Below are 16,766 nucleotides of genomic sequence, written 5' to 3' on the forward strand. Positions count from 1 at the left end.
CCCATCAGCGTTCCAGGGTGAGGGCGAGCCCTTGTCCGACGCCGACGCAGAGCGTGGCCAGTCCACGCTTCGCGCCGCGCCGCTTCATCTCGTGCACCAGGGTGGTGACGATGCGCGCGCCGCTCGAGCCCAGGGGATGTCCCAGGGCGATACCTCCGCCGTTGACGTTGACTCGCTCGGGGGCCAATCCCAGCTCCCGGATGCACGCGAGCGCCTGGGCCGCGAAGGCCTCGTTCAGCTCCGTCAGCTCCAGCTCGTGCGCCTTCCAGCCCACGCGCGCCAGGGCCTTGGTCGCGGCGGGGATGGGGCCCACGCCCATGTACTGGGGATCCACGCCCGCGCTGGCGTTGCTCGCGCAGCGCGCCAGGGGCGTGGCGCCGGAAGCCTTCAGGGCCCGCTCGCTCATCAGCAGCACCGCGGAGGCGCCGTCGTTGAGCGTGGAGGAGTTGCCCGCCGTCACGCTGCCGCCCTCGCGGAAGGCGGCCTTGAGCGAGGCGAGCTTCTCCAGCGAGGTGTCCGCGCGGGGGCCCTCGTCGGCGTCCACGCGCAGGGCGGGGCCCTTGCGCTGGGGCTGCTCCACCGCGACGAGCTCGTCGGCGAAGCGGCCCTCCTTCTGGGCGATGACGGCCTTCTGGTGCGAGCCCAGGGCGAAGTGATCCTGGTCCTCGCGCGAGACGTTGTAGCGCGAGGCCACGTTCTCGGCCGTCTCGCCCATCTGCTCCAGGGGGAAGAGCGCCGCGAGCTTCGGATTGGGGTAGCGCCAGCCGAGCGCGGTGTCCCAGCCCTCGAACTTGCCCGAGGGGAAGCCGTCCTCGGGCTTGGGCATGGACCAGGGGGCGCGCGTCATGGACTCCACGCCTCCAGCCAGGACGATGTCCGCCTCGCCCAGGCGGATCATCCGGCTGGCCTGGATGATGGCCTCCAGGCCGCTGGCGCACAGGCGGTTGACCGTCACGCCGGGCACGCTCGTGGGCAGCCCGGCGAGCAGCAGCGCCATGCGAGCGACGTTGCGGTTGTCCTCGCCCGCCTGGTTGGCGCAGCCGAGGAACACCTCGTCCACCTGGGCGGGATCCAGACGCTGGCGCTTGACCAGCTCGCGCAGCACATGGCCGGCCAGGTCGTCCGGGCGGAAGCCCTTGAGGGCTCCCCGGTAGCGGCCAATGGGGGTGCGGACGGCGTCGACGATGAAGGCTTCGGACATGGGGCCCTGGCTCCCTGGCGGGGGTGTCTAGAGGTACAGCCGCTGCGGATCCAGCCGCTCGCGCAGCAGCCGCAACGTCGCGTCATCGGGGACGGACGCCGTCTTCAGCGTCTGCGCCACCTTCAATTTCCAACCACAGGCGGCCTGGACCGCTTCCGGGGTGACGCCCGGGTACACCTCGGTGAGCACCGCCTCGCCCGTGGCGTCGAACTCCATCACGCCCAGGTCGGTGATGAGGCAGGTCGGCCCCCCTCCGGGCATGCCCAGCTCCGCGCGGCTCTTGCCATTCATGCGATGGCCGGGGCTCGTCACGAAGTCGCAGCGCTCCACGAAGGTGCGCTTGCTCATGCGCATGATGATGAGCAGCCGCCGGGCGTGGACGGCGATCTCACACGCGCCGCCGCTGCCGGGCAGGCGCACCTTGGGGTTGGCGTAGTCGCCGATGACCGTGGTGTTGATGTTGCCCCACTTGTCCACCTGGGCGCCGCCGAGGAAGCCCACCTCGATGTGCCCGCGCTGCAAGAGGCACTGGAAGATGTCCGCTTGGCTCACCACCGCGAGCGAGTCCGTCACCAGGGACGGGTCCCCGATGGACACCGGCAGCCGCTCGGGGATGGCTCCCACGGCGCCGGACTCGTAGATCATGAACAGGCCCGGGGCGTGCGTGGCCCGCGCGAGGTTGCAGGCGAGGTTGGGCAGGCCGATGCCCACGAAGACCACGTTGCCGTCGTGCAGCTCCTGCGAGGCCCGGTAGGCCATGCGCTCGGACGCGCTGGCGCCTGTCTGGGTTTCAGTAGCCATAGTCCACCCCCTCGCTCATGCGCGGCTTCGCCCGGAGCTTGTCGAGCAGGCCCGACTCGAGCTTCTTCAGATATTCCTGTCTGTCCTTGACCCCGTAGACGAACTCCTGGAGGTAGGCCTGATAGGTTTCCGGCTGGCGGGAGATGTCCTCCCACTTCACGTAGAAGTCATTGTCGCGGTCGTAGAAGCCTTGCACGAAGCTCGGGTGGCAGCCCCAGGGCTCGTGCACCACGTGGCTCACGATGATGCCGGGGACCACGGTGCGGTTGGGATCCCGGCGGATGACCTCGGTGGGGACGATCTGCTCGGCCACGACGATGACCTTGCGCGCGGCGAAGGCCACTTCCTTCTGCGAGCCGAGCAGGCCCCACACCTGGGCATTGCCCTCCGCGTCCGCGCGCTGGCAGTGGATGATGGCCACGTCCGGGTGGAGCGCGGGGACGGTGGCGAGCGTCTGGCCCGTGTACGGGCACTGCACCGTCTTGATGGCGGGGTTGGCCTGGGCGATGTCCCCGCCGAAGTAGTTGTTGAGGGGCCAGAAGGGCAGGCCGGCGCTCGCGGCGAGGAAGCGCGAGAGCAGGCCGAAGTGCGAGTACTCGTCCAGCTCCAGGCGCTGGGGCGAGCTGGCCTCGCCGCGGCGGCGCAGGGCGTGGAGGCTGCCCACGCCCGGGTTGCCCGCCCAGCTGAAGACGAGCTTCTTCACGCACCCGGCCTCGATGAGTTGATCATAGACGAGGTCGGGCGTGAGCCGGATGGCCGTCAGGTCCTTGATGCCCTGCCGGATGATCTCATGTCCCGCCGCGAAGCAGATGAGGTGGGTGAAGCCATCGATGACGAGGGAGCTGCCATTCTTGACGGAGGCGGAGATCGCCTCCTTCATCGAGCAGAGCTTGTTGGTGGACATGGACGGGCTCCTCAGATCTTCTCGTCGAGCGGCGGCTTCGCGCGCATCTGGTGTTTGTCATCGAGGATGGTGAGGCACTCCTCGAGGATGCGCAGCATCACGCCCACTTCATGCGGGCCGACGACCAGGGGCGGGGCGAAGCGGATGGTGGACTTGCCGCACGACAGCAGGAGCAGGCCCTTCTGGAAGGCGAGCTGTTCCAGGTCGCCCACGTAGGCGCTGGCGGGCTCGCGCGTCTGGGGGTGGACGAACTCGGCGCCGACCATGAGGCCCACGCCGCGCACGTCGCCCAGGGTGGGGAAGCGCTTCTGGAGATCCTTGAGGCCCTTGAGGAGCACGTCGCCCGTGGTGCGCACGTTCTCCATGAGGCCCTCGACCACGTCCAGCGTGGCGAGCGCCGCGGCGCAGCACACCGGGTTGCCGCCGTAGGTGCTGCCGTGCGAGCCCCGGGGCCACGTCATCACGCTCTCCTTGGCGATGATGGCGCCCAGGGGCATGCCCGAGGCGATGCCCTTGGCGGACAGGACGATGTCGGGCATCACCCCGAAGTGCTCCGCGGCGAACATGTGGCCGGTACGGCCGATGCCGGACTGGATCTCATCGAAGACGAGCAGGATGCCGTGCTTGTCGCAGATGCGGCGCAGTTCCTGGAGGAAGCTCTTGGGGGGGACCACGTAGCCGCCCTCGCCGAGGATGGGCTCGATGAAGATGGCGGCGACCTCGCGCGGGTCCACGTGGTTGACGAACCAGTCCTTCTCCAGCACCTGGGCGCAGTTGCACGACTCGTCACAGGCATTGGGCGCGCACCCGCGGGGACAGCGGTACGGGTAGGCGTAGGGGATGTGGATGACGCCCGGCACCAGGGGCCCGAAGAACGCCCTCTGGGCCACCTTGGAGGAGTTGAGGGAGATGGCGCCGTAGGTGCGGCCGTGGAAGCCGCCCTTGAAGGCAATCACATACTGGCGGCGGGTGTGGTAGCGCGCCAGCTTGAGCGCGCCCTCCACGGCCTCGGTGCCCGAGTTGGTCAGGAAGACCTTCTTGGGCCCCATGTCCGGCAGGTAGCTGGCGAGCTTCGCGCACAGCTTGGCGAACGAGTCGTAATAGAAGTCGGTGCCGCAGATGTGCAGGAAGCGCGCGGCGGACTCCTGGATGGCGCGCACGACCTGGGGATGGGCATGGCCCGTGGATGTCACGGCGATGCCCGCCATGAAGTCCAGGTAGCGGTTGCCATCCACGTCGTACACCCAGGGCCCCTCGCCCCGGTCGACCACCAGGGGGTATTCCTTGATGTAGGAAGGCGAGGTGAACTGCTTGTCCTGCTCGATGACGGCCTGGGCCTTGGGGCCCGGGGGCGCGACCTTGATTTCGGGATAGAGATTGCTCATGGGAATCTTGTCTCAGCCCATCCGGGTCTGGGATTGCTCGCGCATGAATTGCGAGACGTAATAGGGACCGCAGCCGCCCTTGCCGGAGCCGCCGCTGGCCTTCCAACCGCAGAAGGACTGCACGCCAGGCCAGGCGCCCGTGGTGGCGCCGGTGCGGCGGTTGGCATAGAGCACGCCCGCCTCGGCGCGATTCATGAAGGCTTCCACGTCCTCGGGCTTGCGGCTGAAGATGCCGGCGGTGAGGCCATACTGGCAGTCATTGGCCATGTGGATCGCCTCGTCAAACGTCTGGAAGCCCGTGACGCCCACGAAGGGCAGGAAGAGCTCGTCGCGCATCAGCCGGTGGCCGTGGGGCACCTCCACCACGGTGGCCTCCACGAAGTGGCCCCGCGCGAGCGCCCCCTCCAACTGCGGCCGGCCTCCACCCGCGTGCACGGTTCCGCCCTGGCGGGCCTCGGTCACCGCGCGCTCGAAGCGCTTCACCGAGGCCTCGTTGATGACCGGGCCCAGGTAGGCGGAGGCGAGGCTCGGGTCGGTCGCCCGGGTGCCGCGCGCCTTCTCCGCCAGCCCCGCGATGAAGTCGCGCTTGAGGTCCTCGTGCACGTAGATGCGCGACAGGGCGCTGCACTTCTGGCCGGAGAGCCCGAACGCCGAGCGGTAGCACCCCTCGATGGCCGCCTCCAGGTCCGCGTCGCGGCAGACGATGGCCGGGTTCTTCCCGCCCATCTCCAGGAAGCAGGGGCGTATGGACCGGGCGGTGAGGTGCCGGTGGATCTCCATGCCCACCGGATGGCTGCCGGTGAAGTTGACGCCGTCGATGCCCGGGTGGGACACGAGCGCGGCACCCAGGGTCTCGCCCTCGCCGTGCACGAGCTGGAACACGCCCGGGGGCAGTCCCGCGTCATGCAGCGCCTGGTAGAGGCCCTCGGCGCACCAGGGCGTCTCCTCGCTGGGCTTGAGGATGACGGTGTTGCCCCCGAGCAGCACGCCGGCGCTCATGCCCGCGGCGAGCGCGATCGGGAAGTTGAAGGGGGAGATGACCACGAACACGCCGTAGGGCCGCAGCACGCTCCGGGTGTCCTCCTTGGGGGACAGGCGCGCGAGCGGCTTGACGAAGCCCTCGGCCTCCTCGAGCTGGCCCGCGTAGTAGCGCAACAGGTCCGCGGACTCCTCCACGTCGCCGAGCGACTCCAGCCGCGTCTTGCCCACCTCGAGCGTCATGATGGCCGCCAGCTCCATACGGCGCTCGGAGATGAGGTCCGCGGCGCGCTTGAGGATGCGCGCGCGCTCCTGCCAGGGCGTGGCGCCCCACTTCTTCTGCGCCTCGCGCGACACGCGCACCACCCGGTCCACCTCGGACGGGGGCGTGCGGTGGAAGCGGCCGAGCAGCTCCTGGGTGGCCGGGTTGCGGCTGTCCAGCAGGTCTCCTCCCCGCCAGGGCTCGCCGGAGATGAACGAGGGGTGTTCGGCGCCCAGCTTCCCGCGCACGGCTGTGAGTGCCTTGTCGAACTCGGCATGCAGTTGCGACAGGTCGGCATCGAGGACGGAATAGGTGATGCGAAAGCTCATAGCCTCTCCATGTAGCGGTTGATTCCCCGGGCGAGCAGCTCGACCAGCTCGTCCACTTCCGACTCAGTGATGACGAGCGGCGGGCCAATCATCACCAGATCTCCATTGGAGCCATCCGCATGGCCGGTGTTGGGCCAGAGGATGAGGCCCTGGGTGAACAGCTCGGCGAGCAGCCCCTCCACCACCTTGCGTCCACGGGGGAAGGGCCGCTTGCTGGCCTTGTCCTCCACGAACTCCACGCCCGCCATCAGGCCCACGCCCTGGACGGAGCCCACGTGGGGCAGGGGCAGGAGCACCTCGCGCAGGCGGCGTTGCAGGTACTCGCCCACGCGCGCGGCGTGCGCCACCAGGCCATGCCGCTCGTAGTAGTCCAGCACCGCGAGCCCCGCGGCCGTCATGACGGGCGCCTGCAGGTAGGTCTGCGCGTGCATGAAGCCGCCCGAGCCCTGGCGCATCTCCTCGAGGTGGCTCTGGCGCACGAGCAGCGCGCTCAGCGGCACGTAACCGCCGCTGATGCCCTTGCCCAGTACGAGCACGTCCGGCTGGAACTGGAACTGGGTGCTCGCGAAGAACTGGCCCGTGCGGCCGCAGCCACACATGACCTCGTCGGCGATGGTGAGGATGCCGTGGCGGCGGCAGATCTCCGACACGCGCTCGAAGTAGCCCGGCGGCGGCACGGACGCGCCCGCGGAGGAGCCGATGACGGGCTCGGCGATGAAGGCGGCGATGGTGGAGGCGCCCTCGCGCTCGATGGTCTCCTCCAAGAGTCGCGCGTAGTGCTCCGCCCCGTCGCGCGCGTAGTCCGCGAGGCCCGAGCGGTAGGGGTAGGGCGCGGGCGTGGTGATGACCTCGGAGAGCAGGGGCCCGAAGAACTTCTTGTAGTGGGGCCGCCCCGACATGGACAGGGCGTAGAGGGTGTTGCCGTGGTAGCCCGGCATGCGGGTGATGACCTTGGAGCGCTGGGGCTGACCGCGCTCGACCCAGAGCTGGCGCGCGAACTTGACCGCGGCCTCCGTCACCTCGGAGCCCGAGCTGAGGAAGGCCGCCCGGTCGAGGCCCTCGGGCGCGAGCGCGCACAGCTTCGAGGCCAGCTCTTCCGTCACGTCCGCGGTGAAGTGCGTGCCGTTGACGTAGGCCACCCGGAGCAGCTGCTCGTGGATGCGGTCGGCCACCTCGCGGTTGCCATGGCCCACGCTGACCACCAGCGCTCCGCCGGAGCCGTCCAGGTAGCGCTTGCCCTGTTTGTCGAAGAGATAGACGCCCTGGCCATGGGAGATAACGGGAAAGTCTCGCGCGAGGTTGCGCAAGAGCACGTTGCCATCGGGATAACGGACGGTGTTCACGGCGGCGGGAACCTCGAGGACGTGAGCGCGCACCCGTGACTGCACGACGGCTGGTGCGTGTCAGATGAAGACAATGAATGTCACGCGGACATCCGCTCCGGAGTGCCCTCTCGTGCAAGGGTTTGGCTTCTCGAACCCATTCACACGGAACGCACAGGCACCAACCCCCAGCGTTCTTACTGTCCGCCTCTTTGGCTTGTCAAGCACGCGAAGCGTCTGCCCATGACGCACGGCGCCCTCGCCGCGGAGAGTCAACACGCGGATGCTCCTGGCGCCGTGCGTGATGTGTATTTCCGGCCGATGCGCTAGGCGCGCCGGGCGCGTGGACTCCGCGCGGGCTTCTTCTCCAGCCCCTTCGCCGGCCTTTTTGCTGGCCGGGCGCGATCGGGTGGGGACGCGCTCAATTCGCGCAGGCCGGAGTGTTTCAGGCGGCGCCTGGCTTCCCGCGCGGACACTCCCGCGAAGTGCATCGCCAGCGCGACCTTCACCTCATGGCCGGCCTGCTCGAGCAGGCGCTGGGCCGCGGGCAGCGCGAGGTCCGTCAGCTCCGCCACCATCCGCGCCGCCCGGGCGCGCAGCTTCGTGTTGCCCGGGCGCATGTCCACCATGCGCCCGCGGTACACCTTGCCCAGCGTCACGAAGGCCGTGGTGGTGAGGGCATTGAGGATGAGCTTCGTCGCCGTGCCCGCCTTGAGCCGCGTGCTGCCCGCGACGAGCTCCGGTCCCGTCCGGGCCAGCAGCACCTCGTCCGCGTCCATTCCGGGGCCTGGCGGGCTGCAACACACCAGCACCGTGCGCGCTCCGCGCTGTCGCGCCTCCTGGAGCGCACCGCGCACGAAGGGGGTCCGCGCGCTCGCGGAGATGCCACACACCACGTCGTGCGGGCCCACGCGGAGACGGCGCATGGCGCGGGTGCCCGCCTCGGCGTCGTCCTCGGCGCCCTCCACCGCGTGCGTCATCGCCCGGGGGCCTCCGGCGATCACCGCCTGGACCTGGGTGGGGGACGTCCCGAAGGTAGGGGGACACTCACTCGCGTCGAGTACGCCCAGCCGCCCGCTGGTGCCCGCTCCCACGTAGACCAGACGGCCCCCCGCTTGGAGGGCATCGGCCACGGAGCGCGCCACTCGCGCCATACCGCGCAGCGCGGGGCGGACCGCTTGGACCGCGACGACGTCTTCTCGATGCAGACGGCGGATGACCTCTTCCGGAGGGACGAGGTCCAGATCCTCCGCCAGGGGATGTACTCGCTCGCTGGGCGGGAGCGCGTTTCTTGTGGAGCGCGCCTTGCCCACCCGCGAGTCCTTGGCCCTGTTCAGGCCGCCTTGGTGATCTTGCCGGCTTTGATGCAGCGGGTGCAGGCGAGCACGCGCTCCGGAGAGCCGTTCACGGAGGCCCGGATCTTCTGCAGATTCGGGAGGGTCCGCTTCTTGGTCTTGTTGTTCGCGTGGCTGACGTTGTTGCCCACCAGCGGCCGCTTCCCGCAGATGTCACATTTCCAGGCCATGACTGCCAACTCCTTGAAATCATGGGCGAATTAACAGCCGCCCTCATGAGAGCGGCGGAACCTACCCACAAACCACCGGAAAATCCAGCGCGATCAGGATCAGCGCTTGAGGACGGGCTTCTTCTTGAGCATCTCCTGCACCAGCCGGGCGCCCCGGATGCCCGCGAGGAACTCGCCCTCCAGGCCCAGCCCCGGGAGAACCTCCCGTCCGGCGAGCAGGAGGTTCTTCGTGGGCGTTTGCTGCTTCAAACCCGTGACGCCCAGCACCGCTTCCGTGTCGAAGACGTAGTGGGGGTGGGGCATGAGCCGGCTGCCGCGCACCGCGCTGGCGTCCAGGTAGGGGGCCGAGCGCAGCAGGCGCTTGTCCTTCGTGAAGGGCATCAGCGCGTCGAGGTGGGTGTCGATGCGCAGGGCGAGGTTCTGCAGGTAGCCCTCGCCCAGGTCCCGGATGCTGGCGGGGACGAAGCCCCCGGCGCACACCACCCGGAGCGCGGGGTTCTCCTTGCCCTGGTGGTCGCGCGCGGGGAGGAGCTGCACGAGCAGGTGGCTCAGCTCGCCCTCCTGCTGGGTGTCCATGAGCAGCAGCTCGCCCATGCCGCGCGGCAGCGCCGCCTCCGGCACCACCCAGTTCACCGAGAAGAGGAAGGACTTCACGGTGGACACATCGAGCTGCTCGCTCAGGGCGCGGTGCTTCTTGCGTCCCGTCAGGATGCGCCGCAGCGCGCCCGCGTCCGTGGCGGACACCAGGCAGGAGGCCCGGTAGAGCGTGTCCGAGCGCAGCAGCTTGAGCGCGGAGAAGCGGTTGCCCTCGATGTGCAGCTCCTCGGCCACGTACGTGTCCGTGTTGTCGGGGCTGAGCAGGTCGCCGCCCAGTTCCGTGAAGCGATCGAAGAGCAACTGCCGCAGGCCGTCGCGTCCGCCCGGGTAGCGCCAGGGCGTCTGCAGCGCCTGGGACAGGGGCCGTGTGCGCGCCAGGGGCGAGCCGGGCTGATCCATGTGGATGGTGAAGGGCAGCAGGCCGCGCAGCAGCCGCGAGGGCTCGTCCGTGCCGCTCAGCCGGGGCTCCGCTTCGAGCCCGCCGTGCTGGCGCAGGCGCTTCTTGAGGTTCCAGGACTCCAGCATGCCGTCGGGCGGCAGGGGCGGGCCTTCCTTGAAGAAGGCATCCGAGGGCTCGTGCTGCCGGATGGTGGCGGCGAGCTCCGCGAGGATGCGCTCGCCCTCGGTCCCGAATTCGCGGAGGAACTCGGCGCTCCGGCGGGCCGGGTCGGCGTGCAGGTCCACCCGGTGGCGGGGCAGCACCAGTTGCAGCTCGGGCACGTGGGGCTGCTGGCCGCGCTGGAGCTGGGGGGTGAGGCTGAGCTCGGCGAAGGCCTCCTCCACCGCGGGCATCGTCTTGAGGGCCGGGGTGATGAAGGGGGCGTAGGGCAGCAGGAAGCCGTCGTGCTCGTAGCCCGGCCCCGTGCCGTCGTGCTCCACCAGGAGGACGCTGTAGCCGCGCCGGGCGAGCAGCACCGCGGCGAGAGCCCCGCCCAACTGGCTGCCCAGGACGATCACGTCATAGACGTGCCGGGAGGGGGCCGTGGAGGAGGGGAGCGGTTTGGAGCGGGAAGCGGGCGTCGGCATCTCGCCGCGCACACTACACACGTTGCCAGGAGGCTCGCAGTGCTTTCCCGCGCTTCAGGGCGGGGCGTCCCCGGGGTCCCCGGCTGGGGTCCAGCGGGGCGGCTCGTCCGGGGCGGGGCGCCCCTCGAGCAGCTCATGGGGGCGGAACGTTCCCTTGTAGCGCAGGGACGCGCACTCCTGGACGCGGTAGCCCAGGTACACGTGGGGAATGCCCCGGGCCCGCGCCAGCTCCACCTGGAACACCACGTTGGCCGAGCCCAGTGAGGACCGGGCATAGGCGGGATCGTAGAAGAAGTACACCGCGCTCCAGGCCCGGGGCGTCTCGTCGCAGATGCCCAGGCCGACGAGCCGGGGGCCGCCCTCGGCCGTGTCGTCGTACCAGGCCACCTCGCGCGCGCACGGGTGGGGGAAGGCGAACTGGAGGAAGTACTCCCGGGGGCCGATCGGCGAGGCGTTCCATTCGCGCGTCTGCTCGCGCTCGGCATGCCAGGCCCGGTAGAGCGCCAGCCGCTCCTCGTCCACCCGAGGGGGGCCCACCTTCACGCGCAGGTGGGCGCACGCGGCGCGGGCCCGGCGCTGGCTGCGGTTGGGCTGGAAGGTCGCCGTGGGGATGCGCAGCGACACGCACTGGAAGCACGCCTGGCAGGCGGGCCGGAAGTACATGGGGCCGAAGCGGCGCCAGCCGCGCACGAGCATCCGCTCGTACTCCTCGGGCGTCACGTCCTTCATCACGAGCTGCTCCATCGAGGAGCTCTGCTCCGGCAGGTAGCTGCACTCGCCGGGCGGCTCGACGGAATGTCCCAGGATGATCGCCATGACAGCCCACGCTCGCGTTGACGGAACCCTGGGGTTTAACAGGGCCCCCCCCGCGCGGTCGAGTCGTCCCGGGGGAGGAGGTGGCCGCTCCCCCGCTCGGTTCAGCCCGGCTCGCCGGGGTTGCGCAGGCCCGCCGCGTCCACGCTGGGGCCCACCGAGGACACGGCGCGTCCGTTCTCCAGCCGCACCCCGCCCGTCACCGCGAGCTTGACCGCCAGCGGGTACAGCCGGTGCTCCGCCGCGAGGATGCGCGCGGACAGGGCCGCCTCGTCATCCCCGGAGAGCACGGGCACCGCCGCCTGCGCGATGATGGGGCCCGTGTCCATGCCGGGGTCCACGAAGTGCACCGTGCACCCGGCCACCTTCACGCCCCTGTCCAGGGCCTGCCGCTGGGCGTGCAGCCCGGGGAAGGCCGGCAGCAGCGAGGGGTGGATGTTGAGCACCCGGCCCGGAAAACGCCCGAGGAAGTCCGCCCCGAGCAGCCGCATGAAACCCGCCAGGCACACCCACTCGACGCCGGCGGCCACCAGCGCGTCGCCCAGCGCCTTCTCGAAGTCCGCGCGCGAGCCGAACGTCTTGTGATCCAACGCCCGCGCCGCCACGCCCGCCGTGCGCGCCCGCTCCAGGGCGAAGGCGGTGGGCACGTTGGAGACCACCAGGGCCACCTCGGCCGGGTAGTCCGCGCGGGCGCACGCCTCGAGCAGGGCCTGCAGGTTGCTGCCACTGCCCGACACCAGCACGCCCAGCTTCGCGCGGCCGCTCATGGATGGATGACCGCCGTGGCCTCGCCCTGACCGGCCTCCACGCGGCCCACCTCGCTGGCCTCCACGCCGCGCGCGTGGAGCACCGCCAGCGCCGCCGCCACGTCCTCCTTCGCCACCACCGCGATGAGGCCCAGGCCCATGTTGAAGGTGTTGTACATCTCCTCCCGCGCCACGCTCCCGCGCTTCTGGATGAGATCGAAGATGGCGGGGCGCTTCCAGGCCTTCTCGTCGAGCACCGCGCGCGTGCCGTCCGGCAGGCAGCGGGGCAGGTTGCCCGGAATGCCGCTGCCGGTGATGTGCGCCATGCCCTTCACCTTCACGGCCTTCAGGAGCGCCAGCGCGTCCTTCACGTAGATGCGCGTGGGCTCCAGGAGCGCATCGCCGAGCGGCCGGTCCAGGCCCTCGGGCACCGCGTCCAGGGCGAGCTTCGCGTCCTCCAGCAGCACCTTGCGCGCCAGCGAGTAGCCGTTGGAGTGCAGGCCCGAGGACGTCAGGCCGATGAGCGCGTCGCCGGGCGCCACGCTCTTGCCGTCGATGATCTCCGAGCGCTCCACCACGCCCACGCAGAAGCCGGCCAGGTCGTACTCGCCCCGCGCGTAGAAGCCCGGCATCTCCGCCGTCTCCCCGCCCAGCAGCGCGCAGCCCGCCTGCTCGCACCCCACCGCGATGCCCTTGACCACCTCGGCCGCGGCGTCCACCTCCAGCCGCCCGGTGGCGAAGTAGTCCAGGAAGAAGAGCGGCTCGGCGCCACAGGTGAGGATGTCGTTCACCGACATCGCCACCAGATCGATGCCCACCGTGCCGTGCCGGCCCGCCTGGAAGGCCACCTTCAGCTTGGTGCCCACTCCGTCCGTGCCCGCCACCAGCACCGGCTCGCGATACTTCCCCGGTGGCAGGGCGAAGAGGCCTCCGAAGCCTCCCACTCCCGCCACCACCTCCGGCCGCATCGTGCGCGCCGCGTGCGGCTTGATGCGCTCGACGAAGGCGTCCCCGGCCTCGATGTCCACTCCCGACTGCTTGTAGGTCGTTCCCACGCGGCGCCTTCTACCGGCTTTGCCCCGCCCCTGTCTCGGTTGATACCTGCCCGCCGGTTCATTCTCCGGGGCGGTGAACCATTTCCACCCGGCTCCACGGGGTAGGCGTCCAGGCGACATCGAGAAAGGACGACAGTGGACCCAGTCTGAATTTGACCCTGCCCACGGGGAGGGCTTAACTCGGTCCCGCGATGGGCGCCGAGGAAACCCTCTTTCAGCGTTTCGGCAAGGAGTTCTCGAAGGGCACGGTTCTCTTCCGCGAGGGAGAGGCGGGTCGGGAGATGTTCGTCCTGCAGTCGGGACGAATCGCCATCTCCAAGCGCGTGCGCGACGAGGAGAAGGTCCTGGCGGTGCTCGGGCCGGGCGAGTTCTTCGGGGAGATGGCCATCATCTCCAACCGGCCTCGCAACGCCACGGCCACCGTGAGCGAGGACGCCAAGCTGCTGGTGATCGATCCCAAGACGTTCGAGGGGATGATCCGCGGCAACGCGGAGATCGCCGTGCGGATGATCAAGAAGCTGGCCGAGCGCCTGTCGGAGGCGGACGCGCAGATCGAGAACCTGCTGCACTCGGATCCGGTCAGCCGTGTGGTCCACCACGTGCTCCAGATGTGCCGCACGCGGGGACGGCCCACGGAGGAGGGGATGGAGTTCGATCTGCCGCTGCGCGAGATGCCCCAGCAGATCGGCGTGGGCGAGCCGGCCATCCGCAACGTGCTGGACAGGTTGGAGCGGGCGGGACTGCTGGAGCGCGCGGGTGACAGGCTCACCGTGCAGGATACGGCGCGCCTGCACGACTTCCTCCAATACCTGGAGATGAAGTGGAAGTTCGGAGACCTCTAGCGTGAAGCTTCACGTCCTTGGCTGCCACGGTGGCGAGCTGCCCGCCTGCCGCACCACGTGCTTCCTCGTGGACGACGTGCTCGCGCTGGACGCGGGCGCGCTCACGAGCACGCTGTCGCTGGAGCAGCTGTGCAAGGTCGACGACATCATCGTCGGCCACAGCCACTTCGACCACGTCAAGGACCTGCCGTTGATGGCCGATCTCATCATCGGCCGGCGCGATACGCCCGTGACCATCCACGCCTCGCGCGAGTGCGCCCGGGCGTTGCGCGACAACATGTTCAACAACGCGTTGTGGCCGGACTTCACGCGCATTCCCACGCGCAAGGAGCCGGTCTTGCGCATCAAGCCCTTTCGCGCCGGCAGCACCTTCCAGGTGGGCCCCTACACGGTGCAGTCCATCCCGGTGCACCACCCGGTGGAGTCCTGTGGCTTCGTCATCACCCGGGGCCGCACGTCGCTCGCCATGAGCGGGGACACCGGCCCCACGGACAAGCTGTGGAAGGTGTTGAACCAGACACCTACCCTCAAGGCGCTCCTCATCGAGACGAGCTTCCCCAACGCGTTGCAGCAACTCTCCGACGTCTCCGGCCACCTCACGCCCCGCACGCTCAAGAGCGAGCTGGCCAAGTTCGAGCGCGACGGGTGCACCGTGCTGCTCTACCACCTCAAGCCCGCCTTCGTTCAGCAGGTGAAACGGGAAGTGGCCGACATGCCCGTCGAGGTCCTGGAACTCGGGGATACCTTCGAGTTCTAGCGTGCATGGGAGTTGACGGCCCCCGGGCACTTGGGATTAACCCGACCCTCCCATGGCCTGGTTCTCGAAGAAGCCCCGTATCGCCACCGCTCCCGAACCCATCGAAGCCCCCAGCCGCATGCAGGGCTTGTGGGCCAAGTGCGAGAGCTGTGACGAGATCCTCTACCGGCAGGAGTTGGAGAAGAACCTCAACGTCTGCCCGCACTGCGATCACCACCTGCCCTGGCCCGCGCGCGCCCGCCTCGCCACGCTGCTGGATCCCGACAGCTTCGAGGAGTTCGACAAGGAGCTGGAGCCGCAGGATCCGCTCGGGTTCACCGACTCGAAGAAGTACAAGGATCGGCTGAAGTCCACGCGCAAGACGCTCGGGGAGAACGACGCCTTCATCTCCGGCGTGGGGCGCATCGACGGCAAGCAGGTGTCGGTGGGCTGCTTCGTGTTCGAGTTCATGGGCGGCTCCATGGGCTCGGTGGTGGGCGAGAAGTGCACGCGCGTCTTCGAGCGCGCGCACGAGCTCAAGTGCCCCGCCATCGTCTTCTCCGCCTCGGGCGGCGCGCGCATGCAGGAGGGCATCTTCTCCCTCATGCAGATGGCCAAGACGAGCGCGGCCATCGCCCGCTTCCGCAACGTGGGCAAGCCCTACATCTCCGTGCTGCTGCACCCCACCACGGGCGGCGTGGCGGCCTCGTTCTCGTGGCTGGGCGACGTGATGCTCGCCGAGCCCAAGGCGCTCATCGGCTTCGCCGGCCCGCGCGTCATCGAGCAGACCATCCGCCAGAAGCTCCCCGAGGGCTTCCAGCGCTCCGAGTTCCTCGTGGAGCACGGCATGCTCGACGCCATCGTCGCGCGCAAGGACTTGCGCGCCAAGCTCGGGCAGATCATCGGGCTGCTCGGCTAGCCGTCCCCTCCGCGCCGCGCCATGCTCCCCCGGACGCCCGCCGAGGCCCTGGAGTTCTTCTCCCGGCTGAGCCCCTCCAGCATCAAGCTCGGCCTCGAGCGCGTGGAGGCGGCCCTGGAGGCGCTCGGCCACCCCGAGCGCCGCTATCCCGCGCTGCACGTGGCGGGCACCAACGGCAAGGGCAGCACCTGCGCCTTCGCCTCGGCGGCGCTCCACGCCGCGGGCCACCGGGTGGGGCTCTACACCTCGCCCCACCTGGTGTGCGTCAACGAGCGCATCCGCGTGGACGGGGTGGACATCTCCGACGAGTGCTTCGGCCAGCGCATCCTCGAGGTGCTGGAGCGTCATCCCGAGGCGGCCACCTCGCTCACGTACTTCGAGTTCGGCACCGTGGTGGCCTTCTGGCACTTCGCGCGCGAGGCCGTGGACGTGGCCGTGGTGGAGGTGGGGCTCGGCGGCCGTCTGGACGCCACGCGCGCCTGCGTGCCGCTCGTCACCGCCATCACCCCGGTGTCCTTCGATCACATGGAGTACCTGGGCAACACCCTGGGAGCCATCGCCGCGGAGAAGGCGGGCATCCTCAAGCCCGGCGTGCCGGTGGTGCTCAGCCGCCAGGCGCCCGAGGCGCTCGAGGTCCTCGAGCGTCTGGCCCGGGAGCAGCGGGCTCCCGTGCTCCTGGAGGGCCGTGACTTCCACCTGGGGCCGCGTTCCGGGGGTGGTCTCGCCTACGAGGGGACCGGACTCTCGCTGGAGGGCTTGTCCCTGGGCCTGCGGGGCGAGCATCAGTGGCAGAACGCCGCGGTGGCCCTGGCCACGCTGGAACAACTCTCCGCGCGGGGCGTGCGCGTCCCAGCGGAGGCCCTGCGGACCGGACTCGCTGGAGCCCGCTGGCCTGGACGCCTGGAGGAACTCGGTGGCTCGCCCCCCGTGCTGCTGGATGGCGCGCACAACCCCGCGGGGGTGGGCGTGCTGCTCGAGGCCCTGCGTTCGCTCTATCCCGGGCGCCGGGTGCACTGTGTCTTCGGCGTGGTGGCCGACAAGGATCGGGGCCCCATGTTGCGCGCGCTCCTTCCCGCCTGTTCCTCGGTCCACTTGACGCCGCTGGACACCCCGCGCTCGCTCTCTCCCGAGAGCTACCTCGACGAGGCCCGGGCTCTGTGCGAGAATGCCTGCTCCTACCCGTCCCTGGACGCGGCGCTCGCGGGAGCACGAGCCCAGGCCGCACCCTCGGACGTCCTCCTGTGTACGGGTTCACTGTTCCTGGTGGGCTCGGTCCGCGCCAAATGGGGCGGAAACCTTGGCGCGCTGCATCAGCATTCGTAGAT

At 69.8% G+C, this 16,766-nt stretch carries 16 protein-coding genes; 4 read left to right on the forward strand and 12 right to left on the reverse strand.

Features of this window, described 5'->3' with window-relative positions; all coding sequences use genetic code 11:
• Window positions 1-4: 4 nt before the first annotated feature.
• The 12 genes from F0U63_RS15535 to purM form a co-directional block, all read right to left on the reverse strand.
• Complete coding sequence (locus F0U63_RS15535; protein WP_395846695.1) at window positions 5-1,201, reverse strand: thiolase family protein; 1,197 nt, start codon at window positions 1,199-1,201, stop codon at window positions 5-7.
• A 27-nt stretch (window positions 1,202-1,228) separates the two neighbouring features.
• A complete protein-coding gene (locus F0U63_RS15540) occupies window positions 1,229-2,002 on the reverse strand; it encodes a CoA-transferase subunit beta (RefSeq protein ID WP_395846696.1) in 774 nt (257 codons plus the stop codon).
• The gene (locus F0U63_RS15545; protein WP_395846697.1) at window positions 1,992-2,906 is read right to left on the reverse strand and encodes a CoA transferase subunit A; all 915 of its coding nucleotides are present in this window, start codon (window positions 2,904-2,906) and stop codon (window positions 1,992-1,994) included. The genes F0U63_RS15540 and F0U63_RS15545 overlap by 11 nt, the downstream gene beginning before the upstream one ends.
• An 11-nt stretch (window positions 2,907-2,917) precedes the next feature.
• Entirely contained in the window at window positions 2,918-4,291 is a 1,374-nt protein-coding gene (locus F0U63_RS15550) for an acetyl ornithine aminotransferase family protein (RefSeq protein WP_395846698.1), read from the reverse strand.
• A 12-nt stretch (window positions 4,292-4,303) separates the two neighbouring features.
• On the reverse strand, window positions 4,304-5,860 hold the full coding sequence (locus tag F0U63_RS15555) for an aldehyde dehydrogenase family protein (RefSeq protein ID WP_395846699.1): 1,557 nt from the start codon (window positions 5,858-5,860) through the stop codon (window positions 4,304-4,306).
• The gene (locus F0U63_RS15560) at window positions 5,857-7,203 is read right to left on the reverse strand and encodes an aspartate aminotransferase family protein (RefSeq protein ID WP_395846700.1); all 1,347 of its coding nucleotides are present in this window, start codon (window positions 7,201-7,203) and stop codon (window positions 5,857-5,859) included. The genes F0U63_RS15555 and F0U63_RS15560 overlap by 4 nt, the downstream gene beginning before the upstream one ends.
• 305 nt (window positions 7,204-7,508) lie before the next feature.
• On the reverse strand, window positions 7,509-8,495 hold the full coding sequence (locus F0U63_RS15565; protein ID WP_395846701.1) for an N-acetylmuramic acid 6-phosphate etherase: 987 nt from the start codon (window positions 8,493-8,495) through the stop codon (window positions 7,509-7,511).
• Between the two features lie 20 nt (window positions 8,496-8,515).
• Window positions 8,516-8,707: a 50S ribosomal protein L28 gene (rpmB, locus tag F0U63_RS15570; protein WP_395846702.1), complete on the reverse strand. Its 192-nt coding sequence runs from the start codon at window positions 8,705-8,707 to the stop codon at window positions 8,516-8,518.
• Between the two features lie 99 nt (window positions 8,708-8,806).
• Window positions 8,807-10,330 carry an NAD(P)-binding protein gene (locus tag F0U63_RS15575; RefSeq protein WP_395846703.1) on the reverse strand — a complete coding sequence of 508 codons (1,524 nt, stop codon included), beginning with the start codon at window positions 10,328-10,330 and terminating at the stop codon, window positions 8,807-8,809.
• A 54-nt stretch (window positions 10,331-10,384) separates the two neighbouring features.
• A complete protein-coding gene (locus F0U63_RS15580) occupies window positions 10,385-11,146 on the reverse strand; it encodes an arginyltransferase (protein WP_395846704.1) in 762 nt (253 codons plus the stop codon).
• A 101-nt stretch (window positions 11,147-11,247) separates the two neighbouring features.
• On the reverse strand, window positions 11,248-11,910 hold the full coding sequence (gene purN, locus F0U63_RS15585) for a phosphoribosylglycinamide formyltransferase (protein WP_395846705.1): 663 nt from the start codon (window positions 11,908-11,910) through the stop codon (window positions 11,248-11,250).
• The gene (gene purM, locus F0U63_RS15590; RefSeq protein WP_395846706.1) at window positions 11,907-12,944 is read right to left on the reverse strand and encodes a phosphoribosylformylglycinamidine cyclo-ligase; all 1,038 of its coding nucleotides are present in this window, start codon (window positions 12,942-12,944) and stop codon (window positions 11,907-11,909) included. Before purM ends, purN begins: the two co-directional genes overlap by 4 nt.
• Window positions 12,945-13,135: 191 nt before the next feature.
• On the opposite strand from purM, the gene F0U63_RS15595 reads away from it, so the two are divergent.
• Genes F0U63_RS15595 through F0U63_RS15610 form a run of 4 tightly spaced genes read left to right on the forward strand, consistent with a single transcriptional unit; the run spans window position 13,136 to window position 16,764 of the window.
• Window positions 13,136-13,786 (forward strand): Crp/Fnr family transcriptional regulator, encoded by a 651-nt coding sequence (locus F0U63_RS15595; RefSeq protein ID WP_395846707.1) that lies wholly within the window; start codon window positions 13,136-13,138, stop codon window positions 13,784-13,786.
• 1 nt (window position 13,787) lies between these two features.
• A complete protein-coding gene (locus tag F0U63_RS15600) occupies window positions 13,788-14,543 on the forward strand; it encodes an MBL fold metallo-hydrolase (RefSeq protein WP_395846708.1) in 756 nt (251 codons plus the stop codon).
• A gap of 52 nt (window positions 14,544-14,595) precedes the next feature.
• Window positions 14,596-15,441: an acetyl-CoA carboxylase, carboxyltransferase subunit beta gene (gene accD / locus F0U63_RS15605; RefSeq protein WP_395846709.1), complete on the forward strand. Its 846-nt coding sequence runs from the start codon at window positions 14,596-14,598 to the stop codon at window positions 15,439-15,441.
• Window positions 15,442-15,462: 21 nt separating this feature from the next.
• Window positions 15,463-16,764, forward strand: coding sequence for a bifunctional folylpolyglutamate synthase/dihydrofolate synthase (locus F0U63_RS15610; RefSeq protein ID WP_395846710.1), 1,302 nt, complete (start codon window positions 15,463-15,465; stop codon window positions 16,762-16,764).
• The last annotated feature ends 2 nt before the right edge of the window (window positions 16,765-16,766 follow it).

This window comes from Cystobacter fuscus (assembly GCF_044360685.1).
In the GTDB taxonomy this organism is placed as follows: domain Bacteria; phylum Myxococcota; class Myxococcia; order Myxococcales; family Myxococcaceae; genus Cystobacter; species Cystobacter fuscus_C.

Excerpts from the sequence above, each read along its gene's own strand:
- F0U63_RS15535 (WP_395846695.1), bottom strand. The coding sequence starts at position 1,201 with ATGTCCGAAGCCTTCATCGTCGACGCCGTCCGCACCCCCATTGGCCGC.
- F0U63_RS15540 (WP_395846696.1), bottom strand. The coding sequence starts at position 2,002 with ATGGCTACTGAAACCCAGACAGGCGCCAGCGCGTCCGAGCGCATGGCC.
- F0U63_RS15545 (WP_395846697.1), bottom strand. The coding sequence starts at position 2,906 with ATGTCCACCAACAAGCTCTGCTCGATGAAGGAGGCGATCTCCGCCTCC.
- F0U63_RS15550 (WP_395846698.1), bottom strand. The coding sequence starts at position 4,291 with ATGAGCAATCTCTATCCCGAAATCAAGGTCGCGCCCCCGGGCCCCAAG.
- F0U63_RS15555 (WP_395846699.1), bottom strand. The coding sequence starts at position 5,860 with ATGAGCTTTCGCATCACCTATTCCGTCCTCGATGCCGACCTGTCGCAA.
- rpmB (WP_395846702.1), bottom strand. The coding sequence starts at position 8,707 with ATGGCCTGGAAATGTGACATCTGCGGGAAGCGGCCGCTGGTGGGCAAC.
- F0U63_RS15575 (WP_395846703.1), bottom strand. The coding sequence starts at position 10,330 with ATGCCGACGCCCGCTTCCCGCTCCAAACCGCTCCCCTCCTCCACGGCC.
- F0U63_RS15580 (WP_395846704.1), bottom strand. The coding sequence starts at position 11,146 with ATGGCGATCATCCTGGGACATTCCGTCGAGCCGCCCGGCGAGTGCAGC.
- purN (WP_395846705.1), bottom strand. The coding sequence starts at position 11,910 with ATGAGCGGCCGCGCGAAGCTGGGCGTGCTGGTGTCGGGCAGTGGCAGC.
- F0U63_RS15595 (WP_395846707.1), top strand. The coding sequence starts at position 13,136 with ATGGGCGCCGAGGAAACCCTCTTTCAGCGTTTCGGCAAGGAGTTCTCG.
- accD (WP_395846709.1), top strand. The coding sequence starts at position 14,596 with ATGGCCTGGTTCTCGAAGAAGCCCCGTATCGCCACCGCTCCCGAACCC.
- F0U63_RS15610 (WP_395846710.1), top strand. The coding sequence starts at position 15,463 with ATGCTCCCCCGGACGCCCGCCGAGGCCCTGGAGTTCTTCTCCCGGCTG.